General features: G+C 59.3%; 25 protein-coding genes. 9 read left to right on the forward strand and 16 right to left on the reverse strand.

Annotation, left to right across the window (positions count from 1 at the left end):
- Positions 1–9 precede the first annotated feature (9 nt).
- The 3 genes from AC0QUY_RS37230 to AC0QUY_RS37240 all read right to left on the reverse strand — a co-directional run bounded on the left by AC0QUY_RS37230 (position 10) and on the right by AC0QUY_RS37240 (position 1,994).
- A complete protein-coding gene (locus tag AC0QUY_RS37230) occupies positions 10–417 on the reverse strand; it encodes a Rieske (2Fe-2S) protein (protein ID WP_246738323.1) in 408 nt (135 codons plus the stop codon).
- A 215-nt stretch (positions 418–632) separates the two neighbouring features.
- A complete protein-coding gene (locus AC0QUY_RS37235) occupies positions 633–767 on the reverse strand; it encodes a hypothetical protein (RefSeq protein ID WP_256380292.1) in 135 nt (44 codons plus the stop codon).
- Positions 768–1,790: 1,023 nt separating this feature from the next.
- Positions 1,791–1,994 (reverse strand): hypothetical protein, encoded by a 204-nt coding sequence (locus AC0QUY_RS37240; protein WP_057861979.1) that lies wholly within the window; start codon positions 1,992–1,994, stop codon positions 1,791–1,793.
- A gap of 119 nt (positions 1,995–2,113) precedes the next feature.
- Between AC0QUY_RS37240 and AC0QUY_RS37245 the strand changes: the two genes are divergently transcribed.
- From AC0QUY_RS37245 to AC0QUY_RS37255, 3 genes are all read left to right on the forward strand, one after another.
- Complete coding sequence (locus AC0QUY_RS37245; protein WP_057861978.1) at positions 2,114–2,404, forward strand: hypothetical protein; 291 nt, start codon at positions 2,114–2,116, stop codon at positions 2,402–2,404.
- A gap of 121 nt (positions 2,405–2,525) precedes the next feature.
- On the forward strand, positions 2,526–2,777 hold the full coding sequence (locus AC0QUY_RS37250) for a helix-turn-helix transcriptional regulator (RefSeq protein ID WP_065755493.1): 252 nt from the start codon (positions 2,526–2,528) through the stop codon (positions 2,775–2,777).
- Positions 2,777–4,084 carry a type II toxin-antitoxin system HipA family toxin gene (locus tag AC0QUY_RS37255; protein WP_161855643.1) on the forward strand — a complete coding sequence of 436 codons (1,308 nt, stop codon included), beginning with the start codon at positions 2,777–2,779 and terminating at the stop codon, positions 4,082–4,084. Before AC0QUY_RS37250 ends, AC0QUY_RS37255 begins: the two co-directional genes overlap by 1 nt.
- A gap of 24 nt (positions 4,085–4,108) precedes the next feature.
- On the opposite strand, the gene AC0QUY_RS37260 is transcribed toward AC0QUY_RS37255, so the two are convergent.
- Complete coding sequence (locus tag AC0QUY_RS37260) at positions 4,109–4,249, reverse strand: hypothetical protein (protein WP_156435723.1); 141 nt, start codon at positions 4,247–4,249, stop codon at positions 4,109–4,111.
- A 1,375-nt stretch (positions 4,250–5,624) separates the two neighbouring features.
- Positions 5,625–6,410: a YopT-type cysteine protease domain-containing protein gene (locus AC0QUY_RS37265; RefSeq protein ID WP_161855644.1), complete on the reverse strand. Its 786-nt coding sequence runs from the start codon at positions 6,408–6,410 to the stop codon at positions 5,625–5,627.
- A gap of 150 nt (positions 6,411–6,560) precedes the next feature.
- Here AC0QUY_RS37265 and AC0QUY_RS37270 point away from each other — a divergent pair, with 150 nt between their 5' ends.
- The 5 genes from AC0QUY_RS37270 to AC0QUY_RS37290 all read left to right on the forward strand — a co-directional run bounded on the left by AC0QUY_RS37270 (position 6,561) and on the right by AC0QUY_RS37290 (position 11,768).
- Positions 6,561–6,983 (forward strand): HipA domain-containing protein, encoded by a 423-nt coding sequence (locus AC0QUY_RS37270; protein ID WP_161855645.1) that lies wholly within the window; start codon positions 6,561–6,563, stop codon positions 6,981–6,983.
- 344 nt (positions 6,984–7,327) lie between these two features.
- Positions 7,328–8,818 carry a MocR-like pyridoxine biosynthesis transcription factor PdxR gene (gene pdxR / locus AC0QUY_RS37275; protein WP_161855646.1) on the forward strand — a complete coding sequence of 497 codons (1,491 nt, stop codon included), beginning with the start codon at positions 7,328–7,330 and terminating at the stop codon, positions 8,816–8,818.
- Between the two features lie 100 nt (positions 8,819–8,918).
- The gene (locus AC0QUY_RS37280) at positions 8,919–9,548 is read left to right on the forward strand and encodes an FMN-binding negative transcriptional regulator (RefSeq protein WP_161855647.1); all 630 of its coding nucleotides are present in this window, start codon (positions 8,919–8,921) and stop codon (positions 9,546–9,548) included.
- 68 nt (positions 9,549–9,616) lie between these two features.
- Positions 9,617–10,237, forward strand: a complete 621-nt coding sequence (locus AC0QUY_RS37285; RefSeq protein WP_161855648.1) for a LysE family translocator — start codon at positions 9,617–9,619, stop codon at positions 10,235–10,237.
- Between the two features lie 751 nt (positions 10,238–10,988).
- Positions 10,989–11,768: a hypothetical protein gene (locus tag AC0QUY_RS37290; protein ID WP_161855649.1), complete on the forward strand. Its 780-nt coding sequence runs from the start codon at positions 10,989–10,991 to the stop codon at positions 11,766–11,768.
- A 440-nt stretch (positions 11,769–12,208) separates the two neighbouring features.
- Here AC0QUY_RS37290 and fdxB read toward each other — a convergent pair whose 3' ends face one another.
- The 8 genes from fdxB to nifD all read right to left on the reverse strand — a co-directional run bounded on the left by fdxB (position 12,209) and on the right by nifD (position 19,910).
- Positions 12,209–12,502, reverse strand: a complete 294-nt coding sequence (gene fdxB / locus AC0QUY_RS37295) for a ferredoxin III, nif-specific (RefSeq protein WP_161855650.1) — start codon at positions 12,500–12,502, stop codon at positions 12,209–12,211.
- A gap of 13 nt (positions 12,503–12,515) precedes the next feature.
- Entirely contained in the window at positions 12,516–12,716 is a 201-nt protein-coding gene (locus AC0QUY_RS37300; protein WP_057861972.1) for a CCE_0567 family metalloprotein, read from the reverse strand.
- Positions 12,717–12,725: 9 nt separating this feature from the next.
- Positions 12,726–13,196, reverse strand: a complete 471-nt coding sequence (locus tag AC0QUY_RS37305; protein WP_161855651.1) for a NifX-associated nitrogen fixation protein — start codon at positions 13,194–13,196, stop codon at positions 12,726–12,728.
- A gap of 7 nt (positions 13,197–13,203) precedes the next feature.
- Positions 13,204–13,599 (reverse strand): nitrogen fixation protein NifX, encoded by a 396-nt coding sequence (gene nifX / locus AC0QUY_RS37310; protein WP_057861970.1) that lies wholly within the window; start codon positions 13,597–13,599, stop codon positions 13,204–13,206.
- The gene (nifN, locus tag AC0QUY_RS37315; protein ID WP_161855652.1) at positions 13,596–15,002 is read right to left on the reverse strand and encodes a nitrogenase iron-molybdenum cofactor biosynthesis protein NifN; all 1,407 of its coding nucleotides are present in this window, start codon (positions 15,000–15,002) and stop codon (positions 13,596–13,598) included. The genes nifX and nifN overlap by 4 nt, the downstream gene beginning before the upstream one ends.
- Positions 15,003–15,011: 9 nt before the next feature.
- Entirely contained in the window at positions 15,012–16,676 is a 1,665-nt protein-coding gene (nifE, locus tag AC0QUY_RS37320; RefSeq protein ID WP_161855653.1) for a nitrogenase iron-molybdenum cofactor biosynthesis protein NifE, read from the reverse strand.
- Between the two features lie 99 nt (positions 16,677–16,775).
- Complete coding sequence (gene nifK, locus AC0QUY_RS37325) at positions 16,776–18,335, reverse strand: nitrogenase molybdenum-iron protein subunit beta (RefSeq protein ID WP_161855654.1); 1,560 nt, start codon at positions 18,333–18,335, stop codon at positions 16,776–16,778.
- A gap of 72 nt (positions 18,336–18,407) precedes the next feature.
- Positions 18,408–19,910 (reverse strand): nitrogenase molybdenum-iron protein alpha chain, encoded by a 1,503-nt coding sequence (nifD, locus tag AC0QUY_RS37330; protein WP_161855655.1) that lies wholly within the window; start codon positions 19,908–19,910, stop codon positions 18,408–18,410.
- A 727-nt stretch (positions 19,911–20,637) separates the two neighbouring features.
- Between nifD and AC0QUY_RS37335 the strand changes: the two genes are divergently transcribed.
- Positions 20,638–22,938: an NADP-dependent malic enzyme gene (locus AC0QUY_RS37335; protein WP_161855656.1), complete on the forward strand. Its 2,301-nt coding sequence runs from the start codon at positions 20,638–20,640 to the stop codon at positions 22,936–22,938.
- Positions 22,939–23,369: 431 nt separating this feature from the next.
- Here AC0QUY_RS37335 and AC0QUY_RS37340 read toward each other — a convergent pair whose 3' ends face one another.
- From AC0QUY_RS37340 to AC0QUY_RS37350, 3 genes are all read right to left on the reverse strand, one after another.
- Positions 23,370–23,591, reverse strand: a complete 222-nt coding sequence (locus tag AC0QUY_RS37340) for a hypothetical protein (RefSeq protein ID WP_161855657.1) — start codon at positions 23,589–23,591, stop codon at positions 23,370–23,372.
- 10 nt (positions 23,592–23,601) lie between these two features.
- Positions 23,602–23,796 carry a 4Fe-4S binding protein gene (locus AC0QUY_RS37345; protein WP_161856809.1) on the reverse strand — a complete coding sequence of 65 codons (195 nt, stop codon included), beginning with the start codon at positions 23,794–23,796 and terminating at the stop codon, positions 23,602–23,604.
- 1,351 nt (positions 23,797–25,147) lie between these two features.
- Positions 25,148–25,336, reverse strand: coding sequence for a hypothetical protein (locus tag AC0QUY_RS37350; protein WP_161855658.1), 189 nt, complete (start codon positions 25,334–25,336; stop codon positions 25,148–25,150).
- Positions 25,337–26,695: the final 1,359 nt, after the last annotated feature.

A 26,695-nucleotide genomic window follows, 5' to 3' on the forward strand; every position in this document is an offset into this window, starting at 1 on the left:
GCTTCAACTTTAGCCAGAAGAATTCTCCCCCTGGACAAGCCGCACGCCGGTCGCGCAGATATCGCCGTCCAGCACCGTCAACGCGACCGGCGTGAGACTGCTGCCCTTGCACCGGCCGTCCACACAGCGGCCCGTGCCGAGCTCGAAGGTCGAGCCGTGTTTGCCGCACATCAGCCGCATACCGAGGGGATCGAAAAACTGGTTGCGTTCCCAGTCGAGATTGACGCCCGTGTGCGGGCATTTGTTGAGATAGGCAAACACCCGCTTGCCCCAGCGCACCACGACAATGGGCCATGGCCTGTGACCGCCGTCTTCGTCCACTATCATGAGGTGGAAGCCCATGGCGCGCTGGCTTGGAATATCGTTGAAGCCGCAGATTGCGTAGGCGATATTCGACTGCGTCCGCCGCTCGTTCATGACAAGAGAACCTTCAACTGATCATCCTGCGATGACTCTTGCAAGAATCGCGCAAAGTTCCGGATCGCCCTACCTGTCTTGGGAGTCCGACGCGCGTCGTCGCAAAACGAGAACCGCTCGATCATCGGACCAACGAGCTTTGTGGGATCAGGCACCTCTTGGCTGTTTAGGAATCGGATCGTAAAGCGGCGCGCTCGACCACGTAAAGCAAGACTCTATCTACGTTGTTCGCCGCCACGATGGTCCGAAGGCAGCAGGAGCACCATCGTGTGCCGAGATTCCGCGGTATCGCAATAGTCGACGAAGAAGCCGCCGGTTTCGTAGACGAGAAGCTTATAGAAGTCGGCCACCACCGGCTCGCTCAAACCAAGCCATCAGTTCATCAAGAACATGACTGCACCGGAACGCAGCACATGTTGGAAGAGAAGCTCTCGCGGCTTTCCACAGCCGCTATCCGGATGTGAACCGCTTCGTAATAAGAAATGTTCGCAGCAAATAATTGCGTTCTCTGGCCTTAATCCATGGTATTCTGACAGCTGATGATATTTTCGAATGTCCCGGCAGAGCCTGCCTGAGGTTTTTCGTGGTCCACCGCCCCCTCGCCGGAAGGGTCTATGTTGTTACCTGCCGCCGGAATCGGCCTCCGGCTCCAAGGCAATGCCTCTCACTCGATCGGCGCCTGCACGAGTGAACCAGCGCCGCGAGCTGCACTATCTCAACATTCTGAATATATAAAACGCGACGCGTAGACTGTGATCTTTCGTCATCCTTTCGGCTCCCGTCCGAGGAACGCATGTCACGCCCCGACGCGTTCGGCGGGACCGGCACCTTAGCGAGGCGTCAGTTCAATTGCTGTGCTCACGCGCTCGGGAAGTCGCCTCGGCGAGGGAAAGCTGAACGGAAGGGTGGCGTTGGCGAGGGCATCGAGCGCCGACCGTTTTTCCGACGGCCGTCGCTGGACCTATTGTCTCTCCAGCTCCGTCAGCTTGGTTTGAAGCAATTGCGCGCTGCGCGTATCGGGCGGGCAGCGCCGAAGGGCGCTCGCCCGCCCGGTAGCGGCGAATGTTGTTGCGATGCGTGCGCATGTGAGCAAGGCGCTCGTCGATCATCGTCGTTGACCCAGCATTTGCTATGTCAACTCCTTTGGGTGTGGGCGAGGGTGAAGGCAGTATCCGCAAGCGCTGCTTGCACAGCGCCCTCACCCCACGTTGTGGACTTGCTCTGACTGAATTGTCGCCCGAGAGAACACCGAAGACGGCGCCCCTTGTACCATATGGCCGCCTATCCGCACGCAATGAGGACGTTACCGCTGTCCCGGCAAGCGCCGGTGTACTGAGACTCTATCCCATTTTCTGCTTAGTTGTTTTACGTTGTTAGCGCGCGAAGCACGCCGGGTCGGTTAAGCAAAAAAAGAGATCGCAGATGCCATTCAACGGGTCCTCATCGCATTCAGGATATGACGTATTGGCTACGAGTACCTTGGTGTCGACCGGTGGTGCGGCACCATCAGCGGCGAAAGTCGGTACCGCCGCTGCAAGCGCGACGGCGCTCGCAGTAACAAACAGCAATTTTTTCATTCGAGACTCGCTTCCTTAGATTGGCCCCAGCTGCCCTCAACAGTCTTAGATGACGACCGCACAATTGGTAAAATACATTCTCTTGATCGGATCTATCTACGGAATGGATCGACGAAGCGATGGCGATCATCGAGCAGATGACCGGGCTTTTTAGAGCAGAGACCGTCGGGCTCCCGTTGCGCGTGACGCGCGATCTGCAATTCCGCAAGACAGTCCTCGAACAGGTCGCGGATATTACCGCCGAACGGGACGCGCTGTGGCAGCGTCTCGCATTGCTAGCGAGACCGTCGCGGTCAACCCGCCCGACCAACCGGCCGTGTAAGCAATTGGGGGCGCGTCGGCGGGTGCTTTCGCGCACTGCGGCGCATCGGATCATTACGCCCATCCAGGGGCCGGCGCCAAAATGGTAGTCTATGCGACATTTCCGATAAATTGATTTTATGCGATCGGGCGCATAACTTTTGTTTATGCGCCAGATACGATATTGCTCTTTTATCGGGTTTAGCGAATAACGGGGCCGGAGAGTGAGCCATGACCGATCTCGCAAGAACACCGCAGCAGATAGGCAATCTGGTACGCCGCGCCCGCAAAAAGCGCGACCTCAGCCAGACGCAGCTCGCCGACCAGGCGGGAGTGCGGCAGGAGACCATTTCCCTGATCGAGACCGGCAACCCGGCGGCAAGGCTCGAGACTATCCTCGCTGTGCTGGCCGGTCTCGACCTTGAATTTCGCATTGTGGCCCGTCGCAAGGCTGGCCCGGCGGACATCGAGGAAATCTTCTGATGGGCCGCCGTCCTCGCCATGCACCGCTGCGTGTGCTCCTCAACAACCGACTTGTTGGCCACCTCACCAAGGCGGCAAGCGGTGCTATTCAATTCCGGTACGAGGATGATTGGCTCGGGTGGGAACATGCCCTTCCCGTCTCGCTGTCGCTGCCGCTGCGCGAGGATGCCTTCCGAGGCGAAGCCGTTACGGCTGTCTTCGACAACCTCCTCCCCGACTCGGACGCCCTGCGCCGCCGGGTGGCGCAAAAGGTCGGCGCCGCCGGGACCGATGCCTACAGCCTGCTCGCTGCGATCGGCAGGGACTGCGTGGGCGCCCTGCAGTTCGTCGCCGACGATGATGATCGCCATGGCGATGGTCACACTATCGTCGGCGACGCCGTCGACGACGAAGCGATCGAAAAGCTTCTCAAGGGGCTTACCCAGGCTCCGCTCGGGCTCAGGCGCGACGATGATTTCCGGATTTCGCTGGCAGGCACGCAGGAGAAGACGGCCCTGCTGCGGAACGGCGGCAAATGGCTGAAGCCGCGCGGCACAACGCCGACCACCCACATTTTCAAGACGCAAATCGGGGAGCTGCCCAGCGGCATCAACCTCTCGAACAGCGTCGAGAATGAATACTACTGCCTGAAACTTGCCGCCGCCTTCGGCCTGCCGGTGAACCAAGCCGAGATTGCCACTTTCGGCAAGACAACGGCGCTCGTGATCGAGCGCTTCGACCGGCGGTGGACCCGGGATGGCCGTCTGCTCCGCCTTCCGCAAGAGGATTGCTGTCAGGCCCTGTCGGTACCGCCGACGCGCAAGTACCAGAGCGATGGCGGCCCCGGCATGGGGAAGCTTCTTGGTCTGCTCAAAGGCAGCGATAACCCCTCCGAGGATCAGGCGATCCTGTTGAAGGCACAGATTTTCTTTTGGATGATCGGCGCAACCGACGGCCACGCGAAGAACTTCAGCGTCTTCATAACACCGGGCGGCCGCTATCATCTGACACCGCTCTATGACGTGCTCACGGCACAGCCCAGCCTCGACACGGGCCAAGTCCAACGCAAGCAGATGAAGCTCGCAATGTCGGTAGGGACGAACAACCATTACCGGATCGCCAAGGTGCAGGGTCGGCATTTCGTACAGACCGGCCGAGTGGCGGGCCTACCGAAAAAGCTCGTGCAGGAGTCAATCGAAGGGGTAGCCGCTGCCGCTCAAGCTGCGCTCGCCAAAATCGAAAGCGAGCTGCCAATGGGCTTTCCCGAGGCAATTCATACTTCGGTGAAAGCGGCCGCTATGCAGCGCCTGCGTTCATTGAAAGTATAAGCTGGCAGGTCAGGGCTTCATCAATCACGCTGCATCTGGCGCAAGACCCGCCGCCAGTCGCTCAACGAGTGTGACGCCGTCGCGTAACGCGCTCTCGCGGATGACCAGTCGCTGGCGTTCGCGGTAGCTGGCGTCGCCGGTTCTGGCGATGTCGTCGGCATCCACCGATCCATCCCGATGGGCGAGCAGATGCCGCTGATGGAAAACACCTGCGGCCGCCGTTTTCCGCCCGCAGCAGCGCGGAAGTGCATGGGGGCCGCAGGCCCCAAAGCAACGGAACCGACGTCAGCCGGAGGCTGGCCGTTCAGACTGCGTCACGAAACGCTTCCGGCGACGTGCTCATCTTTCAGATAAAGCTGGCCAGGAGCCTCTCGGCCTCCTCGGTAGATTGTCCGGCGTCGGTCATGCGTTCAATCAGCCTGCGCTGCCGAGCGAGGGTCGTCTCCCCGTCCCGCACATGCCGCTGGAGCATCTGAAGCGCGGTTTCACCGTAGCGCATGCCTGAGCATAACAGCTTTCGGCTCTTTCTGCAGACCTGCGCCAGTGATCGTTACCGGATGGCAGAGACGGCAACGGCGGCGCCGGGAACGCGGCGAGTAGGGCTCGGTCCGGACGGACGAGGCAGACTAGGATTCTTTGTGAAAGAGGATGTCGTTGACCCGCCTCTTTGTAAAGCGCCTCGATCTCTCTGCTGAACATCCGCTTTCCGGTATCGTTCAAGATGAACGAGCCCAGCCTTTCAAAACGCTCAAACAGCAGCGCGACGTCAGGCGTAAGCCCTCCACTCGGTAAACAACGCCAGGAGATGGTCGCTCAGCGCCGTTGCGGCGCTCAAGCCCTTCAATCTGTTTCCATAACTCTCCTTCGTCACCTTTCCAGGCCCACAGGAAGGGGGATTCTACAGCACGAACCTGCTCCCTGTTGTCGCGTGCAATGACCGCACCAAACAAGTGGTGAAGCGCTTTCCAGCGCCCCGCCCGTGTGCCGTAGAAAGGCGCGGCGCGCTGGCAACCTGATTGATGTGGGACCATAAACGTTTTTGGCTGATGAGATGCGGTTCGGTAGGCCCGGACCTGCCCGAAACTAGCGGTCCGGGGCGCAGCCGAAATGTCGGCTAAAATTTGCAATCGCGCAGATGTAGGATTGTCGAGTCCACGGTCACAGATTGCGGACCATCATGTCCTCGATCATTCGGTGCCGAAGAGGGCTCATCGTGGCCACTGGGTCTTCTGTCTTGAGAGGGTGGTCGAAGACCAACATCCTCTCAGATAGGACACCTCAGTTCAGCAGGGTTGCCCCACTCCCGTCCAGCGGGTTCGTTCAAACGTGGCGAGATCAAATGGGATACACCCGGGCGAGATCATCGGAATGCGCGTGAACGAGCCGCTTGGCAGGTCGAGCCGGTATCTTTCGGAGCCCCCATCCGGAACTCGAAAACCCACGGCGGCCGCAACGGGGCATCATCGGGAAAAGTCGGTATCAGCACGATCGGCCCATTCGGCCGCGCGGGCGCCAATCGGCTGTGGCCTGAAGGCCCGGCTCAAGACATTTTTCGTGTGGCAATTGATTCCAAATACAGCCCGTTGGGGTCGATATATCGGTCCGCGAGGCGTTGGAGCAAGGTATCCACCTGGTCTGATGTAACACTGAACTCTCCATAGTTTGGATCGAAGAGCGTGGTCCTTCCATCGAAGGTCGACGTCGCAACTGTGTGTCCCCCACCTTCGACGAACTTCAAACTAAGCAAATAGCTCGATCCGTCAGCAGTGAGTTTGCCCAACATGCTCGAGATACTCGCAGGGTCGTCGAAGCTGTAAACCTTCTCTTTGTGGGATGGTCGCAAACCTGCTTCCTGAAACATGGCGTATTTTGCGTCACTGTTGGCCTGAGGAGGTTCTGCTCCTTCGTTTCGCAAGTCCTCCCTGATATCTTGATAGCGCTGCTGCCACACAGCCGCTGAGTCGTGCCCGTCCGATCCGGGCGTTAGCGTAGTCATTCGGGATCTTGGGCTGTACTGGAGATTGCCGAGCCATTCCGCAGCCAGCCCAACGCATATGCCGTCTACATTCGCGTCCGCCAATTCGGCCACCCTGTAGTCGAACAGTGGGTCATTCGGCCTCACTGGACCGGATGTACTCGGGTTGTTTGATTCCGAGACATCGGGCTTGCTGACACAGCACCCCATGTCGGGCAAGTCCCCAGGCAGCGGGCTCCGCCGCAGCGCGAGATCCGCAACTGTTTCCATAAAGCTGTCACTGTCCACCGACTGACTCGGTTCGACAGCTTGGGTCGGCGGTGTGGATAAGTTACTGATCCGATCATACATGGCCGTTCGCTTTCCTTCAGCGTAAGTCCCATCGCAACACTAAGCTGCTCAGGGGTGCTCCGAATGATAGTCAGAAAAGCTGATCCCAAGCTGACGGCCAGGCGCTACTCAGGTTAGGGAGACGGACGGGACGCGCGGACCAAATCGTACATGTGGGCGTATCGCAGCGGCCAGGATAGCCCACAGCCGGTCGCTGCTGTCCGATTAGCAGGCTGGTCGTGGCCAGGAGCGGATGATCAGGCGGCGCTGCTCAGAGCGCAAATCTTCTCTTGGCTGATCGTCGCGAGCGATGACTATGCGAAGAATTTCAGCATCTTCATCACGCCGGCGGCGCTATCATCTGACACGCTTTACGACGTGCTCACGGCACAGCCGCGTCTGGACGCCGGTCAAATTCAGCGCAAGCATGAAGCTCGCGATGTCGGTAGGGACAAACATTCACTACAGGATTGCCCAAGTAGACGGCCGGCATTTCTTGCAGATAGGCGAAGCCGCGGGCGTACCGAAAACGCTTGTTCAAGAATCAATCGAACGTGTCGCCTTCACCGCTCAAGCTGCGCTCGGCAGAATTGAAAGCGACCTGCCAAAGGGCTTTCCCGAGGCAATCCATAATTCGGTGAAAATCGCCGCTATGCAGCGCCTGAGTTCATTGAAAGTGCACTAGCAGAAAGATTACGATTTGCTACCGGGGGCGAACTGCATTTGCGCCGTATGGCGCTTGCAACCGCACCGGCCGCCGTTGACTAGTACGCACGAAGTGGTCGCCGAAACGAAGACGCTGGATTGGATTCTGAGGCACCCCCCCGGAATAGCGCCCCCCGGCTTGCCTGCGCCACTAACTCCTCAGAACAGCTTGGCATTAAAGGCGAATAGCTAGAGAGTGGCTTATCAAGCAAGCCTAGTTATGCGAACTTTCGATGGCACAGATCAAGGCGCCCCCTGGGCACCGCACCCCGCGAATGGGAGCGCGTCAGATCTACGAAGCGCTTAGGGATCAGATCCTGGGGCGCGTGTACGGCGCCGATGGGCTGCTGCCGTCGTCCCGCGCCCTCGCCGCGGAACTCGGCGTATCTCGCGGTACGGTGACGATCGCCTATGAGCAACTCGCGGCGGAAGGCTTCATCGAGATCCGCCATGGCGCACGACCGCGCGTTGCACAAGCTGTTATCGAGGGGGGACGCGTGCGCACTACGTCGCGGCCGTTGTCACGGAAGGTGCGACTGTCGGGGTACGGTGAGCGTTTGAGACAGGTCGCGCCGCGCTCGGAGGAGCAATCTCGCAACCTCCTCGCAAATTTTCGATATGGTGACCTCTCACCATCGGATTTCCCCGTGCTCGCGTGGAAAAGAGCCGTGGTCGCTGCAATGACACGGCGGCCCGCGAGATTGGCCTACAACGATCCTTGCGGCTCCCGGCGGCTGCGGATGGCGCTGCAGGCCTATCTCTGGCGTTCGAGGACCGTGCGATGCGACGTTGATCAAATCATCATCGTGAACGGTTCGCAGCAAGGGCTCGATTTGTGTGCGCGACTGCTGCTCAACTCCGACGATCGGTTCGTCATGGAAGACCCTGGCTACCTGATGGCAAGGCACGTCTTTGCGGCGAACGGGGCTGCCGCCGTGCCGATTCCAGTCGACGTCGACGGAATGGACACGGAGCAGCTTGCGAAGACCGAAGCGCGGCTCGCGTACGTGACGCCGTCGCATCAATTTCCGCTGGGCGGCGTCATGCCGATCGCGCGTCGGCACCAGTTGCTCGCCTGGGCAAGAAAGTTCGACGCCTATGTAATCGAGGACGACTACGACAGTGAGTACCGATACGACACTAAGCCGGTCCCCCCGCTGCATGCGCTCGCAGCTAGCCAGGACGTCATCTATCTAGGGACAGTCTCCAAGACGCTCTCGCCTACGCTGAGGATCGGCTATCTGGTGGTGCCCTCTCAACTCCAGTCCCTGTTCGCCGCGGCCAAGCAGATCATGGACAGGCACACGCCGCTGATCGAGCAGGAAGCGCTCGCGACAATGTTCGAGACCGGTGCATACGACAGGCACGTCAGGCGAGTCCGACGGCGCAACGGCGAGCGACGGCAAGTCCTGCTCGACGCTTTGCGCCGCAGATTTGGCGATCGAGTCCAAATCGACGGCGCAGCCGCCGGCTTGCATGTGGTGGTCTGGTTTCGCGATCTGCCCCAAACGTCCGAAGCAGCGTTGATCGAGGCTGCTCGCGTCAAAGGCGTCGGCATCTATCCGGTCGCCCCACTCTTTCACCCCCATCCTAGCCGCCGGCAGCGGCCGGACGTTATCGGGCTTGTCATGGGTTACGCCGCACTGGAGGCGCGCCAGATTGAGCGCGGCTGTCAGCTTCTGGCTCAGGCGGTCGATCAGCTTCGTTCGCGGCGATTGTCCTAGTCGCCATGCCCCTCCAACTGGACCATCAAAATCAGTAATAACTGGCAGTTCTAACCGCACCAGGCTGGGTCTATCCCAGGACCGAAAGAGGAGAACCGCCATGTATGTGCCCCCCGCCTTTAAAGATGACGAGGTCGAAAGCATCCGAGCGACCATTTGGTCCGCCGGCCTCGCCAACCTGGTCACGGCCACCGCGGACGGGCCGATAGCGACGCCCTTGCCGCTCTTCCTCGATGAGACCGAAGGAGAGCACGGAGTGCTGTACGGGCACTTGGCGAAGGCCAATCCACAATGGCGTTCGGCTCCGACCGGCGAAGCTCTGGCCATCTTCATGGGTCCGGAAGCCTACGTGACACCCTCATGGTACGCCACCAAGCAAGAAACCGGGAAGGTAGTGCCGACATGGAATTACATCGCCGTCCACGCGTACGGGCCGGTTGAGTTCTTCCACGAGCCCGAACGTCTGCTCGAGGTGGTCACGTTGCTAACGAACACCCATGAGAAGTCGCGCGCGAAGCCCTGGGCCGTCAGCGATGCCCCCACCGACTTCATTGCCTCCCAGCTGCGAGGGATCATCGGAGTACGCATTCCGGTCACCAGGTTCGAGGGCAAGCGCAAGATGAGCCAGAACCGGCCGGAGGCTGACCGCATCGGCGTCGCCGCCGGCCTTGCGGCTTGCGAAAAGCCGCAGGATCGGGAAGTGGCTTCCCTCATTCCGATTCCGGCCTGAGGTTAGCAGTCATCGTGTGCGAAGACCGGCCCTAGACGAACTGGTTGACGCGATTAGAGGGGTGGGCGATGCCGGACTTCCAGACGTTCTTCCTGTTCTTGGCAGCGTCGCTGCTTGTGGCGATCACGCCGGGGCCAGGAATCTTCTATATCGTGGCGCGAACGCTTGTCGGCGGCAGAACGGAAGGGTTGGCATCGAGTGTTGGCCTAGGTCTCGGCGGCCTTGTGCACGTGTTCGGCGGCGCCGTCGGCATATCAGCGCTCGTCATCGCAAGCGCCGAGGCATTCACTTTTTTGAAGATCGCGGGCGCCCTGTATCTCATCTGGCTCGGGCTCAAGACCTGGCGCGAAGCGCGCATCGTCGAGCCGACCAAGATGCAGACGACCGGGGTGCGTCGGGCCTTCCGCGACGGCATCATCGTCGAGGCACTAAACCCGAAGACGGCCGCATTCTTTCTCGCCTTCATTCCCCAGTTTGTCGACCCATCCGCGAACGTCGCCGCGCAGTTCATCGTCCTTGGGCTCATCTCGGTTGCACTCAACACCAGTGTCGATTTGGTTGCGACCCATTTGGCTGCGAGAGCGAGAGCCGGCCTTCGACCGTTAATCCTTGCCAAGATGCGACAGGTGTCGGGTGTCATCATGTGCGCACTGGGAGCTACGCTAGTCTTTGCCCGTCGCGCGAGTTGATATCCGCAGTTGGCTCATATCGATCGACTTCTCGTGCGCCTGTCTGAATGTCTTCTGTCGCTAGACGGCCATGGCCGAGAAGCAGCAAAATCGACGCGAATGCCCCTTCTGCGAGTTCGGGAATGGCCGAGTTGACTCCGAAATTCGCTCCGGAGCTGACACCCGGATATTCCTGGCGCGCTGCGCGTGCCCCAAAAAGAGCAAATCGTTGATGTAGATCATTTCCCGAGACTGCCAGGAATCGTATTCTCCACCTGGAAAATGAGGGACGTTCCACATGGTACCGGGCTCAATAGCACATCACGAAAAATGCCCTCAGTGTGGCTCTGGACTAGTCCACCTCGAGTGGTATGAACGCGTCAATGGACAGGAAATCCACCATCTTTGGCGCTGCTGGAACTGCAAAAACGAATTTGTCACCGTCCTCACTTCTGACGAGAAGGAGCCGCCAGTCACTGAGATCACAGAACCATTCTTTACCAGCTTGCTAGTCTGATCAATGACGCCCGAGCAGGTCGGCCTTACAAGGAAATCATTCGATGCATGTGGTAGTTGCGCCGCGACATCCGCTGACCTGTGTCACAGTCGGTTCATTGGACGAGCCTCCGATGCAAGAGACCTGTTCGCAAGCGACATAGAGCGGCAGCGGATCACGCTGATGGACGTAATCGCCGCGCTGGTCGGCTCGCTCGACGAGCGTCCGCTGCTCCGATCAATACTCACGAATTCCGCAGTTCTGTGAGAGCGAGAAATGGCACCCCAGCCTATTGTCCGCAGAGGTGTCAACGCGGCCTCGCTTTGTTTTTTGCTCACCGCCTATCCAACTGCGTTACAGGCTGAAGGCGTGGATACTTGCAACGCCATATTGTCCGATGCACTACTAACAAAGCGGGTTGGGACAAACGACCGAGGTTATCAAGCCGCAGAGCATTATTGGGCGTGCAGCGCCAGCAGCAGCCAAATTCAGCGTCACTTTCAAATGTCAAAAACCCGGCAAACTGAGGCAAGCGAAGGCGGTGGCTACGCGGGTGTCACCATACAAGGCTCGCACAGCACGCTCGTCGCCGATCATAGTAACACCGACGAAATCGATGCCTGGAAGCGGCTGAACTGCCTAAGGACTGATCGTCAGCACAACGAAACGGCAGCAGGTTTTCTTTCCGAGCAGTACCTCGGTCCGGGAGTCGCCGAAAACTGGGCAAAATGTATAGCAAGCCGCGATGGGTTGCAGTGCACCGGCCGTCGCCAAAAAGCTGGAATAAGTTTCACCGTAAGCTATCACAGCTACGATGTCGCCCTCCCAGTGATAACCGAATTCACGGTTCACCGCGGCAGCACCTCAGAAAGACTCGCTCACGGCGCTAGAATATTGATCGGGACCAAAACATCTTTTATCAGACGAGATCCGAGCACCGACACAACCATTACCCTGAATGCGGTACGAGGCGGTAGCATTGCTATTTCCTGCAAAGTATTCGTGCCAAAAGATCAACCTCCGCCCGAACCGCCAAAGCCGAGTCAAGTGCGATAGAATCCAAAGTGCTGGATCCGCTACCATCTCGGTCGGAAATGGTGTGGTGGAACCATACGGCACGGACCAAGAGCCACCCCGGCTGGGAACGAGCGTGGGTGAGGCCGAAGAGAACGGCAGGACCTTACGAGCAAAACGGATTGGTGAGAGACACGGCTCGTTCGCGACAGCGGAATGAAGTTAAGAGTGGGCGATATCCGGTTCCATATGCCGCAGATGTTGAGCCATCCGAGCCGGCATTTTCGATTCGAGTTTCGATACCTGCGGGCGACGAGAACATGATTCTACCTTGGGGTCGGCTCGGCACCCGCAAGCTGGCGGGAATGGATCGGCGTCGAGGGGCTCTATCCCGAGCGCAGCACGTGGAAGAGTCCCTCCCTTCAGCGAGGCTTTGCCGTTCAAGTCGCGCTTGCCTGCGGAACAGGCGGACAGAGGCGCTGTCAAGCGGCTTCCGATGCGGCGGGCTGGTGGGTCTGGCAGTTGGTCGGACAAACCCGGGCGCAGGCGCCGCAGCCGATACAAGCGCCCTGGTCATTCATCACCATAATCTTCTTTTCGATCTCATCGTCATCGTCGAGGTCGACAAGATCGCCCTCCTCATTGATCCCCTTCAATGTCATGACGTCGCGGCCGCAGATCTTGAAACAGCGGCCACAACCGATGCACTTCTTGGGATCGATTGAGATCAGGTAGTTCGGCGTCCAGTCGCGGCCATCGCGCGTTGCAAATGACATGATCGGATACCCTTTAGGCCCTTTCCAGCGCCTTGAGATCCTCGCGCTTGCGCTCGAGTTCGGCAAAGGCATCGTGCGCCTTCTGCGCTACCGCCATGATCGAGGTCCAGTTGACGGGAAGTTCCTCCGACAAATCGTGCAGATCCATCTTGGCCTTCGTCGCCTTGACCGATAGCTTTCTTATTTCCGCTTTAAGCATTTCAAGGTCGCTCATGAGCTGCTCTCAATAGTTAGCCACGTCGGGAAATTTCCGGGTCATCTCGATGCCGCCTTCGACGTATTTGCCACCCTCCGCGACGAGCTGTGCGAGATTGTCAAAGCCAAAGCGATGCACATCGCGCAGCTGCTTGTTCACCACGATCAGCCGGCCGCCGATCAGCACCATGCGGCCAAAGCCTTCATGGTGCATCTTCAGCATCGGCTGGATCATCACACCCGTCGCCTTCTCGATCGAGAGCGCGACTGCATTGAAGAACAGCTCCAGCCGCCAGACCGTATCCGGATCCGGATCGCCGACGATCGGCAGCGCGCGCCGTTTCTCCTTGTCCAGAATATACGGTTCGAGCAAATCGAGATCGCTCTTACCGTCCCACGCGCCATGGACGTCCTGGGCGCGCCAGATCTTGATCAGTTCCCTCACGAATGGCGCACCGAGCGCGCGATCGGTCTGCACGATATCCGCGGCTTCAGTCATGTCGTCCTCATTCTTCGAAATCGAGCGTGCGCTTCTGGTCCTTTGCCAACGCCTTGCGCAGCCAGGGTGGCGGCGTACCCTTCAGCACGTGCCGAAGCTTCTCGACCAGCACCAGGATGTTCTCGGGCTTGTTCACCTTGATCGGATGTATATTGTTCGCCACTACCCGCGCGGCACCGGAGCCGCCGATGGCCCCGACATAGAGGATGGCGCAATCCTTGATTGCCTCGATCTTGGGCGCGAGCTTGTCCTCGTTGCCGTCTTCCTTGAGATCGCCGTCGAACTCAATTGCCTTCAGAAATACGTGCCCGACCGGCCCAACATCATAGATTGCGATGTACTTGGCCCAGCCAAAATGCGCATCGACGCGCCTCAAGTCTTGGGTAGCGAATGCGACCTTCATGCCATCGACCCCTCTGTTGCGTCAACGAAGCTGCGGCGGCCGGGTTTTAAGGACCGTCTCGAGGTCCGCCAGCTATCGGGCGCCGGCTGATGATTTTCCTCGCGGTCGGCGATCACGAGATTGGCGAGACTGAAGATCACATCGCGCGTGCCGCGATAGCCGACGTATAGCTGGTGTCCCGCGCCGATTCGATCGAACATCGGAAATCCCGCGCGATAAAACGGAATCTTCAACCGCGCCGCCGCTTGGCGGCCATGCGAATGCGTAATCAGCAGATCGCAATTCCTCGTCCCAGCAAGCTCTTCCAGATCCTCGAGATCGCCGATCAGCACCTCGTTGGTTCCGATCCGCTCCAGCACCGGCGACTGCGTGGTCGTCACGGCCGCCGTCACCTGCGCGCCCATCTCGTGAAGCATGCTGGACAGGTCGAACAGGAGGTCAGGCTCGGCACCGATCGCGAGCTTGCGGCCGCCGACATGGAAATGCGCGTCCAGCATCGCATCGCTGAGTTGGCCGCGCTGGCGTCGATATTTAGCTGGCACAGGGCGGCCACTGATGTCGCTCAGAAAAGCGATGAATTCATCGTTGGGGATGAGGCCGCACAGCCGCTCGAACAGGCGGAACGGCACCCCAGTCTTGGCCTGCATGGCTTCTGCCGCCCGCCGCATCTGCTCACCGATGGCAATGGTCCAGCTGGACCGGCCCATGCCCGCTACTTCGTCAACCCCGATGCCACCAATGGTCGTTGGCGTAAACTCGTCCGGGATATGCCCGTCCAGAGATCCCGCGAGATCAGGCAGGAAGGATGGATTCAGGCCGAAATCCTCCAGGATCGTCCTAAGTTCGTCGAGGTCACCCGGCGTCAGGTGACATCCGGGGAGGACATTCACCCGCACGGGATCACGCTCCACCCCGGCCGGAGGCGCCTCCACCAGTACCTCGACCATGCATGCCACTGTCTTTGCCCAGCCATCCTGGAACGCGTCCTTGAAATCGGGCGTCGAGACAAAGACTAAAGGACATTTTGCGAGCTGCGGATGCTGCTCGCGGATCAGCTTGATGTAGCCGTCCACGTCATCGCCATTGGTTTCGGTCACTCCGGTCGAGCAGATCCCGATGATCTCCGGCTTGGCACGTTTGTATATGTTGAGGATAGCCTGCTCGACATTTTCATAACCGCCGAGCACGGTCGCCACCTCGCTCATCGCAGTCGTCTGCAGCGGCACCGCCTCCTTGAAATGCCGCACGAACAGCGTGAGCCCGAAAGATGTGCACCCTTGCGAGCCGTGCAGAAGCGGCATCGCTCCACGCAAACCCATGAAGGCGAATGCGCCGCCAAGCGGCTGACTCATCTTCAGCGGGTTGATCGCGCAGGCCTTCTTCGGCGTGGTGACGATCGCCATGACGCCGTCCTATTCCGCGGCCTGCAGCATGGCAGGCGGCGAGGACACCGGCATTTTCGTCAGGATGTCCTCGATACGCCTCTTGCAGCAGCCACCGAACGCGCTGGTGTGCTGCCTGACTGCCTCGACGCTGGTCAGGCCATGGGAGCGGATCGCATCCTCGAGGGTGCCGAGATCGACCTCCTTGCAGAAGCAGACCTTTTTCGCGCGCCGGGTCGTCTCCGGATCGGCGGCGACATCGACAGCCTGGACGTCGATCTGCGCCATCCTGTTGGTCTGCCTATTCTTGGCCACCTCCTCCCACGGCGCTGGTCGACGCAGCTGCTCCCACATCGGGTTGAACAGCGCCTTGTCGATCTCCTCGACCAGCTTCACCATACCGATGTAGCCCATATAGGCGTGGCAGCGTTCCTGGTTGATGTCGAGCCAGGGCATCGCCGCTTTCAGCGCAACAAATTGCGATTTGCCGCCGGAGAGCATGATATCTGCTTTCGCGTCCTTCAGCATTTTGTATATCTCGCGCGGCGTCATGTCCTCGATCATGAGGGCATCCTGCCCCATGAGCTCCTTGATGCGCTCTTTGTCCTGCTTGGTGGATTTTTTGACGCTGGTGCCGACCAGCTCGAGCCCCGCCTCCTGCAGCGCCGCCACGACGGACCAGGATTTGACGCCACCGGTGATCAGTAGTGCCCTCTTACCGGCAAAGCGGGGCTTGTACAGTTCGATCGTCGCCCAGGCGCGTGCCTCCTCGCGCGCGATTACCGACTCGGTGCGCTCGATCAGTTCGCAAGGCGCCCCGCGCTCGACCAACAGACGAGCAATCTGGCGCAGCGAATCGCTAGAATCCTGGATGCCATAGAACGAGCCCTCGAAAAACGGGATGCCGTAACGGCCCTCCATTTTGCGCGCGACATTGATCATCGCCTTCGAACATACAATCATGGCAGCGCGGGCCCGGTGCGAAGAGGCGACTTCGCGGTATTTGCCGTCCCCCGAGATGCAGGAGAGGATGCGGATCCCGAGCTCGTCAAGCAGCGGCTTGACCTGCCAAAGCTCGCCGCAGAGGTTGTATTCGCCAATCAGGTTGATGTCGTAGGGCGTGGTGTAGTCCGGCTCTTCCGTGCCGATGACATGCTCGAGCAAGGCCTCGCCGGCGAGCTTGTTGCCGAGGTTCTTGGGGCCGACGAAGCCCGGCGAATTTATGGGAATGACCGGTTTGCCGAGCTTTTGCGAAGCCGCCTTGCAAACCGCATTGATGTCGTCGCCGATCATGGCGGGAACGCAGGTCTGATAGACGAAAATGGCCGGCGGGTTGTACTTTTTGATGATCTCTTTGATTGCTTTGTAGAGACGCTTCTCGCCCCCAAATACTATATCGGTTTCGTTCATGTCAGTGGTGAATCCGGTACGCCAGATGCTGGCGCCAGACGACGCCGCACCGCGGTTATCCCAGGAATTACCCTCACAGGCGATCGGACCGTGCACGAGATGGGCGACGTCGGTAAAAGGCTGCAGCGCAATTTTGGCACCGTCGAAGGCGCAGCCGCCTGCGGCACCGCCCGGCTGCAGCTGCTTGGCACAGCCCTTATTGCGCTCGGCATCCGATTTGTTGGCGTTCTTGGCGCAGCCCGGCTCGTTGAAGATCTTCTGGATCGTGGCCGATAGCGAACTCATCCGTCTCTCCTCTCAACCGAGCTTGTTCGCGAAGATCAGTCCATCCTGCGCTTAGGCCATCGCCGACGTTTGTCCGACGATGGCGTGCGCCGTTCGTCATCAACGAATGATGTCGAAGCTATAGTCGGTCTTGCCGGCAATGTTGGTCTTTTTGTCGATCTCGTCGAAGATCTTGTCGAGAATCTTCACCAACACGTTCATGCCCCCCTGATAGCCCCACAGCGGAGAGCGATGATGGTGATGCCGATCGAAGATTGGGAAACCGATCCGGATCAGCGGCGTACCGGTGTCGCGCTCCAGATACTTGCCATAAGTGTTACCAATCAGGAAGTCGACCGGCTCGGTGAACAAGAGCGAGCGCATATGCCAGAGGTCTCGCCCCGGATAGGCATGGCAGTTCTGCCCAAACGGCGAGCTCCCAAACAACGCCTGCATTTTCTCCTCCCAGGCCTTGTTGCCGTTCGTGGCCAGCACATGGATCGGCTCGGCGCCAACCTCGAGCAGGAAGGCAGCCAACCCATAGCAGAGATCTGGATCGCCATAGATCGCGAATTTCTTGCCGTGAATATGCGCGCTAGAGTCGGCCATCGCGTCGACCAAGCGGCCGCGCTCTCGAGCCAGTTCCTCCGGGATGTCTTTGCCACTGATGCGCGACAGCGCCATGAGAAACTCATCCGTTGCGGACACGCCCACCGGATAATTGAAGGCCACGACCTCCTGGCCATGATCGGCGATGAACGGCAGCGTCTTTTCCGTGCACCACTGCTGCATCGAGATCGTTGCCTTAGCGTGAACCGCGTTGGCGGCGTCTTCCAAAGTCGTGCCGCCGTCATACATTCGGAACTCGCCGTCGGTCGGTGTATCGAACACATCGGAATTATCGGCAAGAACGGTGTTCTGGATGCCCATCAATTCGAAAATGCGCTTGATCTCGCGGATGTTGCCGACCGTGTAGCCGTCAAAGCCGCCGATGAGGTTGATCTTCTTGTTGGGCGCGCGCTCGAGTTTCGAGGCTGTTCCGGCCTTGCCGTCCCAGAAATGCTCCAAAATGCCCTTGAGAGCATTGTCGTACCCGGTGACGTGGCTGCCCACGAAGGCTGGCGTATGCGCAAACGGCACATCGAAATCAGCTGGCACCGAGCCTTTTTCCTTGGACGTTTTGATGAAGGCGTTGAGGTCGTCTCCGATCACCTCCGCCATACAGGTGGTGGAGACCGCGATCATCTTGGGCTTATACATATTATAGCTGTTGGCGAGCCCATCGATCATGTTGTTCAGCCCGCCGAATACCGCAGCGTCCTCCGTCATCGACGAGGAGACGCAGGAGCTTGGCTCCTTGAAGTGCCGCGATAGATGGCTGCGGTAATAGGCCACGCAGCCTTGAGAGCCGTGCACGAAGGGCAGCGTGCCCTCGAAACCAACTGAGGCGAACACCGCGCCTAGCGGCTGGCACGCCTTGGCTGGATTTACCGTGAGCGCTTCCCGCGCAAAATTCTTTTCGCGATATTCGGCTGTCTTTGACCATTCCCTGACGCGTTCCACCTCCGCGGGATCGCGGGGATTCTCGAACATCTTCTTCTTGTTGGCCAACATCTGCTGGTATTCCGGACCGCGGAACAGCTCGAAATGATCGAGCACGTGTTCTGCACTCTGCGCCATTGGTAGGATCCTTTCGAAAATAATGATCAATTTTGGCTTCGCGCTCTCACCAGAGAGCCGGGCCACTTTGGGTTATTCGGCAGCCATCAGCTTCGGCTTCGAGACGTTTTTCCACGGCGCTTTGGTCTTTTTCCAGATCGGTGAGTTGATGGCCATGTCCATGTCGCGCGCGAAGACCGCAAATCCATCATAGCCATGATACGGACCCGAATAGTCCCAGGAGTGCATTTGGCGGAACGGCACGCCCATCTTCTGGAAGACATATTTTTCCTTGATGCCTGAGCCGACCAGGTCAGGCTGGATCTTCTCGACGAAGCGTTCGAACTCGTAGCCGGTGACGTCGTCGTAGATCAACGTGCCGTCCTTGACGTAATGCTGGGCAGTGCGCTGGTAGTCGTCATTGTGGCCGAACTCGTAGCCGGTGCCGACGACCTCCATGCCCAGGTCCTCGTAGGCGCCGATCACGTGGCGCGGACGCAGTCCGCCAACGAACAGCATCACGCTCTTGCCCTCCAGGCGCGGGCGATATTTAGCGATCACTGCGTCCACCAGCGGCTGATATTTTTCGATCACCCGCTCGGCACCCTCCTTGATCTTGTCATCAAAATAACCGGCTATCTTGCGCAGCGACTCCACGATCTTGGAGGGCCCGAAGAAGTTGTATTCGCACCAGGGAATACCAAATTTCTCCTCCATGTGACGCGAGATGTAGTTCATCGAGCGGTAGCAATGCAGCACGTTAAGCTTCGCCTTTGGCGTTGCCTCGAGCTCGGCCAGGGACCCGTCACCGGACCACTGCGCGATCACGCGCAGGCCCATTTCCTCAAGCAGAATTCGGGATGACCAGGCGTCGCCGCCGATATTGTAGTCGCCGATGATCGCGACATCGTAGGGCGTCGGCTCGAACGTCGGCTTACTCTCGGGCGTGACCTTGTCGAAGACCCAATCGCGCACTGCGTCGTTGGCAATATGGTGGCCGAGCGACTGTGACACGCCGCGGAAACCCTCGCAGCGGACCGGCACGATGGTCTTGCCCTCATATTCCTTCGATTTTGCCCTGGAGACCGCCTCGATGTCGTCACCGATCAGGCCGATCGGGCATTCCGACTGGATGGTGATGCCGTTGTTGAGCGGGAACAGCTCCTGGATCTCGTCAATGATTTTGACGAGCTTCTTGTCGCCGCCGAACACGATATCCTTTTCCTGGAAGTCGGATGTGAACTGCAAGGTGACGAAACTATCGATGCCTGTCGTGCCGACGTAATAGTTACGCCGCGAGCCCCACGAGTACTGTCCACAGCCGACCGGACCGTGGCTGATATGGATCATGTCCTTGATCGGTCCCCAGACCACACCTTTGGAGCCCGCGTAGGCGCAACCGCGGATCGTCATCACACCTGGGATGGATTTGAGGTTAGACTTGACTCCGCAGTCCGACTTGCCGATCTCGTGAACATTGAGGTGCTTGGCGCGCCGTTTTGCGGTCTTCTCCGGATAGACCTTCAGCACCTCCTGAATCAGCTCTTTGTTGCGGGCTTTGATTTCTGCGATGCCCTGGGACGTGGCGAGACTCATGCTGATATCCTTAAGTTTCCTGTTGCGACGGCGGCTCTCCGCCAAGAGTTTTGCAACGACCGTGCCAGCCGCGCGTGAGCGCAAAAAAACAATGCAGTTGAAAGTACATAGCCACGTTCGCGCGGGTAACCGGACTGTTGTTGCAAACCCGACATCGAGCGTGTCTACCGTTCTCGTTTGATCCTGTTCGAAACAAAAATAAGGTCGGGCGCGCGTGATATTGCATCGCATTTGCCCCACAAGACCGCGAAAACATTGCGACACGGGGCCCGCTGGCGGAATTGGCACGTGTTGAGGCGCCCCAGCTGCAAGGCTGGCCAGCCGGTGTGAATCACCATCGTCGCGAAGCCTGACCGCTGCTCAGCTCTTGGCGACGCTGGTGCGTGCGCACATTGCGCCTGACCTCCCTCGCTATTCTGATCCCCAATCCTCTTGGGCCGACCAGCCAGAGAGACCGCCGCGGCCGTCCCGCAGGCGTTGTTCGATTGCCTGACCACTTCAAGCCACAGCGCTCGTGCGATTTCCGCTCTATGGTCTTCTGCATGCGCGTCGCAGACCGCCCTAGCTGATGTGCCTTGAAGCCATGGGGCCTGTAGATGGGGGTACGATCCGATGTTGCATCCAGGCTGCCGGGCGTGCTTCACATCCGGCTCCATCCACCGGACAACTGACCTTGGTTAGACGAGCATAGAACTAGAAGCGTGGGGTCAGGAAACACGAGAGTAGCATGTCATCCCATTCTGAAGATCTCCTTTCGGCGGCGCTGGCCTATCACCGGCTGCCGCGACCCGGTAAGCTCGAAATCCAGGCGATCAAGCCGCTCGTCAACCAGCGCGACCTTGCGCTCGCCTATTCCCCCGGCGTTGCCGCCGCCTGTAATGAGATCGCCAAAGACCCCGCTGAGGTCGCCTCGCTGACGGCGCGTGCCAATTTGGTCGCCGTGGTCAGTAACGGCAGCGCCGTGCTCGGCCTCGGCAATATCGGCCCGCTGGCGTCCAAGCCCGTGATGGAAGGCAAGGCGGTGCTGTTCAAGAAGTTCGCCGGCATCGACGTGTTCGACATCGAGATCAAGGCCGACACGATCGAGCGGGTGGTCGACACCGTGGCGGCGCTGGAGCCGACTTTCGGCGGCATCAATCTCGAAGATATCCGCGGACCGGAATGCTTCTCAATCGAGGCGCAGCTGAAGGAGCGCATGAAGATCCCAGTCTTCCATGATGACCAGCACGGCACCGCCATCATCGTGGGCGCTGCGATCGTCAACGCGCTGCTTCTAAACGGCAAGAAGCTGCCCGACGTGAAGATCGTCTGCTCCGGCGCCGGCGCGGCCGCGATCGCCTGTCTCAACCTGCTGGTGTCGCTGGGGGCGCAGCGCAAGAACATCTGGGTCTGCGACATCGATGGCGTTGTCCACGAAGGCCGCAATACCTCGATGGACCCCTGGAAGGCCGTCTATGCGCAGACCACTGATGCGCGGGTGCTTGCGGATGTCATCCCCGGTGCGGATATCTTCTTGGGGTTGTCAGCGCCGAACGTGCTGAGACCGGAAATGGTCAAGCAGATGGTCGACAAGCCGCTGGTGATGGCGCTCGCTAACCCGGTGCCGGAGATCATGCCGGACGAGGCCCGCAAGGGCCGTCCCGACGCGATGATCTGCACGGGACGTTCGGACTTCCCGAACCAGGTCAACAACGTCCTGTGCTTTCCCTTCATCTTCCGCGGCGCGCTCGATGTCGGCGCCACCGAGATCAACGAGGAGATGAAGCACGCGGCGGTCGATGCAATCGCGCAGCTTGCGCGCGATCCTCCGTCGGACGCGGTGGCTTGCGGTTGCGATGCCAACGAGACGCAGGGCTTTGGGCCGGGATCGCTGATCCCGAGCCCCTTCGACCCGCGCCTGATCCTGCGCATCGCGCCGGCGGTGGCGAAGGCTGCGATGGACTCCGGCGTTGCGACGCGGCCCATCAAGAATTTCGACGAGTATCGCGGACTCCTCGAGCGGTTTGCGTTCCGCTCCGGCCTCGTCATGAGGCCGATGTTCGCCAAGGCCAAGACGCAGCCGGTTCGCGTCATCTACGCCGAGGGCGAGGACAAGCGCGTGCTGCGCGCCACGCAAGTGGTGCTCGAAGAGAAGCTGGCGCGGCCGATCCTGGTGGGGCGGCCCTCGGTGGTCGAAACCCGCATCAACCGGTTTGGCCTCTCGATCAAGGCAGGCGAGGATTTTGACCTTGTCAATCCCGAGGACGATCCGCGCTATCGCTCCTATGTGCAGTCCTATATCGACATCGCAGGACGCCGCGGCGCCACGCCAGATGCGGCGCGCACGGTGGTGCGCACCAACAATACGGTAATCGCGGCGCTCGCTGTGGTGCGTGGGGAAGCCGACGCCATGCTATGCGGCGTCGAGGGGCGGTACATGAGCCACCTGCGCCATGTGCGCGAGATCATCGGCTTCTTGCCGGGGACCAGCGATTATGCGGCGCTGGCGCTGATGATCACCAGGAAGGGCTCCTATTTCATCGCCGACACTCAGGTGCGTCCCAGCCCAAGCGCGGAGGAACTGGCGGAAATGGCGTCGCTGGCGGCGCTGCACGTCCAGCGCTTCAACTTCAAGCCGAAGGTCGCGTTCGTGTCGCATTCCGACTTCGGCAGCTATGACACTGATTCCTCGCACAAGATGCGCCGCGCGACCCAGCTTCTGAAGGAGAAGCACCCAGAGCTCGAGGCCGACGGCGAGATGCAGGGCGACACCGCGCTGTCGGCCGCTGCACGACGGATAGTGTTGCCGCAATCGAGGTTGGAAGGCGAGGCCAACATCCTGATCATGCCGACGCTGGATGCGGCCAACATAGCCTATCAGACGATCAAGGTCCTGGCGGATGCGCTTCCGGTCGGACCGATCCTGATCGGTCCGGCGCGGCCGGCGCATATCCTAACGCCCGGGGTGACCGCGCGCGGCGTCCTCAACATGACGGCGGTCGCCGCCGTCGAGGCCCAGGAGCGCGCCGGCCGCCCGCAACTTGGCTAATTGAAGGCGTCGCCTTCTGGGCGCAGACAGTTTCGATTTAATCTCGGAGAGCGGAACGACCATAATCATTCCGCTCCTCCCTCCGCTCTTCCCGCATTCGCAAGGCAGTGTTGTCCACCAGCCAGCATTCGCTACCTTCGGGAGAGTTCTGTTCGCGGCCTGTTCATCTACACGGGGACGACGAAGCTGTTCGGCATACAGCAGACCCGCCGATCTCATCGCGACTAAGTTTTACGGGGCATTCGCGCCTACACCGCGCCGCTTGAGTGCGCGACCGGATGCCGACGAAGCAACTTCTTGCGGTTGTGGTCGGCGCGCTCGAACTCATCCCGGCGTTGATGATCGCGTTGAACTTTGCTGCTCGCTTCTTTGTGTTTGTCTAGGTCCTTTATGTAGGGATCTCGACTTGTTATTTGTACGTCTTCCCGGAATCAGCCGGCGCCCGGCAACGCAGGGGACTGATCGATGCCGTGAAGCACTCGCGACATCGGCGCGCTGTTCATGAACTCCGACCATGTCCGACGACGGCGGCGCGCCCTCTTCGCTGCATGGGCGATCGCATAAGTCACACGCAGCTTGGCACCAGCGAGGCCGCCAATCAGAAACGCCGCGAATAATGTTTCAATCTTGCTGCGCGCAGCGGACCCGCTCATGGGCCGCTCCTTATGCCGGCACGCACGTGCCGGGCACCGGGCAGATAACGGCGCATTGCGGCGTGTCGCAATGCCCCTCGCATTCAGTGCACTTCTTCGGATCGATTACATAGATGTCGTTCTTGAGGCTGATTGCTGCGTTCGGGCATTCAAACTCACATGCGCCGCAGACGGTGCACTGGGAGGCGATTATCTTGTAGGCCATAAACTCCGATTCCTTGGGCAGGCGACGGGACATCTTTCTTCCCTTCAAAGCTCGTGCCAAACGCCGAGCTGATTTATCTCCGCTATTTTCCCTCCTGTGCATGTCCTGGGCCAGACAGCGTGTCGCGACCGCGACACTCGGCTCACAGACGCTTGATCTGGAGGCCGCACTTCTTGAGCGCGCAGCCGGCGTGGGTTAGCCCGAAAAGCGAGTGCCTCCCGCCTGCACTCAGCCCGACTTCTCCATGGCCGTCGTAACGTGGTCGCGGTCGGTCATTTTCGCGCCGTCCCAAATGCTCCGCGGTCTCGTCCGGGTTCGGCCGCAGCTGTAGCGAAGCTCAATGCACGACCGTTCTGTCTTGCTTTCCGCGCATTTGATTAATTCTGCGATCCGCGGTCTACCCATGCCTAATCAGCGGCAGACCAATCTCCTTTTTGGGGGCCGCATACAAGCCAGTCCCAGTCGCGAGTTGCTCTCCGTCAACAAGACGTTCAAATCGTTTAGTCACGTTTTGAGCGGCACAGGCTCCGAATTGAGTTTGGAGCCTCAACGTCAAGGGAAGTATGGTCGCTAAGAGCCGTTTAAAGGCGGAACGGTGTTCAAGCAGGTCGCTTCTCAACGATTTTTCGCTCCGCATCAGGAAGCTCGGTTTGAAGCAAACTACGAACACGCCAAATGTCGTTCCGCACGGATTGACCTCACTTAAGCTAGCATCAATCGAAGTCATCCCGGATCCCGATACTTAGTTTAGAACCTACCTTTGAAAACTAACCAATCGTGCCATTCTTCAGCAAGCTACCGTATATTTGCCTTGCGCCTCCATCTCGAATGATTGCTGTGCGCGAGGTTTGTATCGATCGATGCCACTCATCGCAGCGTCTCTGTCGATAGAACGCCTCGTCCAGACACAATCTGTGCAGGATAGCCGTTACCTCGCTGAAGCGCCGTGGAGATTTGATCACACTATCCAAGGCTTATGACGATACGATTACGCGCTTCTCGTATGCCTAAAGGAGGCATCGAGCACATCTTCGGGTGAACCGTAGTGCGATGGCGGGTGGATTTGGGCTAGGTGTGGTGAGCGGCAACCGGTTGTGGCGCAAGCTTGCACGTAGAACGAGGCGGAGGCAGCCAGCGCATCGAATTCTTCTCTGGACTGTTATCGGGATGGACGAGACGACGATCTGGTGGTGGACGAAGGTAAGCTGTTGGCTGATCGGGACGCGATCAAAAAGAGCCTTGAAGCGATTCCTTGGCCGGCTGCGCGCCGCCCCAGGGTGCTGGAGCGCTTCCCCGCTCAATAAACTGAGCTCCCCAAGAGCGCGATGCGGGCCCGGACGCCCTCGACCAGTTAGAAGTTGAGATCTGTTTTGGCTTCCGCATCCTGGCCATTGTCGATGACTTCACGCGCGAATTTCTTGCTTATCCTTGATACGTTGGCCGCCAGGCTTGCGGGTCGGGCGAGCTCAATGCTGTGATTGCATTGCGCGTTTGTTCCGGCGATGATCGTCCCTGATAGCGGCAAGGAGCTCACCAGCATGGCAACATTGCGCGGGTCGCAGCACCGAGTGGCACTACATCGAAGCGAGCCACAGTTATCCTTCGTCCAAGTGTCACATCAGCTCATCATATCTCTTGTATTCATCGGTGTGACCGTTGCCAACCCGACTGCCACACTCACTCGGCGGAAGGGGCCATCAGTTACAGAGTGCTAGGTATTTCGGGAACACTGGCTGGTAGGCCGCGTCCCCATGAACAGGTTCCATTTTGTGGAGTAGCATCATGACGCCTGCAAAATCCTCACAAAATAACGTGTGTGCTGACTTGAGGGGTGTTCTGGAGCATGCTGTCCGGATGGTGCCCGAAGCGAGGCGGACCTCTTCGTTGAAGGCATGCCTTGCTGAGAAGATCTTAATTTTGGCCGCAGGGGGTGAATCGGATCCAACTATCTTGGCGCGTGTAGCGGTGCGGACAGTGCAGGAATCCTGTCGTAGCTGCTACGGATGTGAAGGATGGTGACCTGCGCGCAACATCTTGCGTATCGCGCGGGCACTTGAACTGCTGCACTGGCGGCCGAAGGCTGAATGATCCTTGCCGCAATAGCGATGGTGTGATTTCCTGGGTCCTCAAGGTCGCTTTGGTCTTGGGTACGGGGCCTTAAAGTTCAAATCGTGTCCTGCCGGCAGAATTTCAAAGCTCGTCATCAACAATATGCACGCGAGTGCTGGCGACAGAAGATCTCACTGTCAGGTGGGTTCTGCCGCATTGATTGATCAGCGACGCAGTCCTCCCGCATTCGCGCCGATTAAACCGCTCTTGCAAGTTCGAAGCCTCTTAGTGGATTACCATCCATGTCGAACCAAAATTGTCGGATAGCTCGCGGCTGGCTTGACGCCGACCAATCGCCCTCCCCTGCCCGCGTCCGGCAGCTGGGTATGTGCAGGTGAAAGTCCTGCGGGAGACGGCGAAACAGAATCGGGTCGCTGCGTGACACATGCCTCTGAACCGCTATCGGGTGGGACGATTCCGGACGACGTACGGCCGGTTTGGCGGCGTCCAGATCGGCGCAGAGTCGGATCGTCACGCAACTTGCGCTGTGTGCGCATTCAGATTAACCAGTGACTGAAGACCGCTGTAGATGTCTGGCGACCCCGATTTCCAGTGAGTCCAAGACATCCGGTCTTCCTACGTCCATTGGCCTTGCGGTCTGACGGCAGTCGCCGTCTGGAGCACCACCTTCTCATTTAGGAGCGCTAGCTTTCGAGAAGTTGACTAGCAGGCTGCTGAAAAAGTCGTTTTGCGAGGCGATCGGAGTGTGATTCTGTGCATGTGGTTGATTCCTTTCGACTGAGGATCGGGATGCGCGGCGAAGATGAGCATGCGGAACGCCTTTTCAGCT

This window comes from Bradyrhizobium sp. WYCCWR15520 (assembly GCF_056174665.1).

Coding starts and splice junctions, on each gene's coding strand:
- AC0QUY_RS37300 (WP_057861972.1), bottom strand. CDS start 12,716: ATGAGCGACCTTGAAATGCTTAAAGCGGAAATAAGAAAGCTATCGGTC.
- fdxB (WP_161855650.1), bottom strand. CDS start 12,502: ATGTCATTTGCAACGCGCGATGGCCGCGACTGGACGCCGAACTACCTG.
- AC0QUY_RS37240 (WP_057861979.1), bottom strand. CDS start 1,994: ATGAAAAAATTGCTGTTTGTTACTGCGAGCGCCGTCGCGCTTGCAGCG.
- nifN (WP_161855652.1), bottom strand. CDS start 15,002: ATGGCGATCGTCACCACGCCGAAGAAGGCCTGCGCGATCAACCCGCTG.
- AC0QUY_RS37335 (WP_161855656.1), top strand. CDS start 20,638: ATGTCATCCCATTCTGAAGATCTCCTTTCGGCGGCGCTGGCCTATCAC.
- AC0QUY_RS37305 (WP_161855651.1), bottom strand. CDS start 13,196: ATGACTGAAGCCGCGGATATCGTGCAGACCGATCGCGCGCTCGGTGCG.
- AC0QUY_RS37285 (WP_161855648.1), top strand. CDS start 9,617: ATGCCGGACTTCCAGACGTTCTTCCTGTTCTTGGCAGCGTCGCTGCTT.
- AC0QUY_RS37290 (WP_161855649.1), top strand. CDS start 10,989: ATGGCACCCCAGCCTATTGTCCGCAGAGGTGTCAACGCGGCCTCGCTT.
- AC0QUY_RS37230 (WP_246738323.1), bottom strand. CDS start 417: ATGAACGAGCGGCGGACGCAGTCGAATATCGCCTACGCAATCTGCGGC.
- pdxR (WP_161855646.1), top strand. CDS start 7,328: ATGGCACAGATCAAGGCGCCCCCTGGGCACCGCACCCCGCGAATGGGA.
- AC0QUY_RS37265 (WP_161855644.1), bottom strand. CDS start 6,410: ATGTATGATCGGATCAGTAACTTATCCACACCGCCGACCCAAGCTGTC.
- AC0QUY_RS37280 (WP_161855647.1), top strand. CDS start 8,919: ATGTATGTGCCCCCCGCCTTTAAAGATGACGAGGTCGAAAGCATCCGA.
- AC0QUY_RS37345 (WP_161856809.1), bottom strand. CDS start 23,796: ATGGCCTACAAGATAATCGCCTCCCAGTGCACCGTCTGCGGCGCATGT.
- AC0QUY_RS37255 (WP_161855643.1), top strand. CDS start 2,777: ATGGGCCGCCGTCCTCGCCATGCACCGCTGCGTGTGCTCCTCAACAAC.
- AC0QUY_RS37270 (WP_161855645.1), top strand. CDS start 6,561: ATGTGGGCGTATCGCAGCGGCCAGGATAGCCCACAGCCGGTCGCTGCT.
- nifE (WP_161855653.1), bottom strand. CDS start 16,676: ATGAGTTCGCTATCGGCCACGATCCAGAAGATCTTCAACGAGCCGGGC.
- AC0QUY_RS37350 (WP_161855658.1), bottom strand. CDS start 25,336: ATGCTGGTGAGCTCCTTGCCGCTATCAGGGACGATCATCGCCGGAACA.
- nifK (WP_161855654.1), bottom strand. CDS start 18,335: ATGGCGCAGAGTGCAGAACACGTGCTCGATCATTTCGAGCTGTTCCGC.
- nifX (WP_057861970.1), bottom strand. CDS start 13,599: ATGAAGGTCGCATTCGCTACCCAAGACTTGAGGCGCGTCGATGCGCAT.
- nifD (WP_161855655.1), bottom strand. CDS start 19,910: ATGAGTCTCGCCACGTCCCAGGGCATCGCAGAAATCAAAGCCCGCAAC.
- AC0QUY_RS37340 (WP_161855657.1), bottom strand. CDS start 23,591: ATGAGCGGGTCCGCTGCGCGCAGCAAGATTGAAACATTATTCGCGGCG.
- AC0QUY_RS37245 (WP_057861978.1), top strand. CDS start 2,114: ATGGCGATCATCGAGCAGATGACCGGGCTTTTTAGAGCAGAGACCGTC.
- AC0QUY_RS37250 (WP_065755493.1), top strand. CDS start 2,526: ATGACCGATCTCGCAAGAACACCGCAGCAGATAGGCAATCTGGTACGC.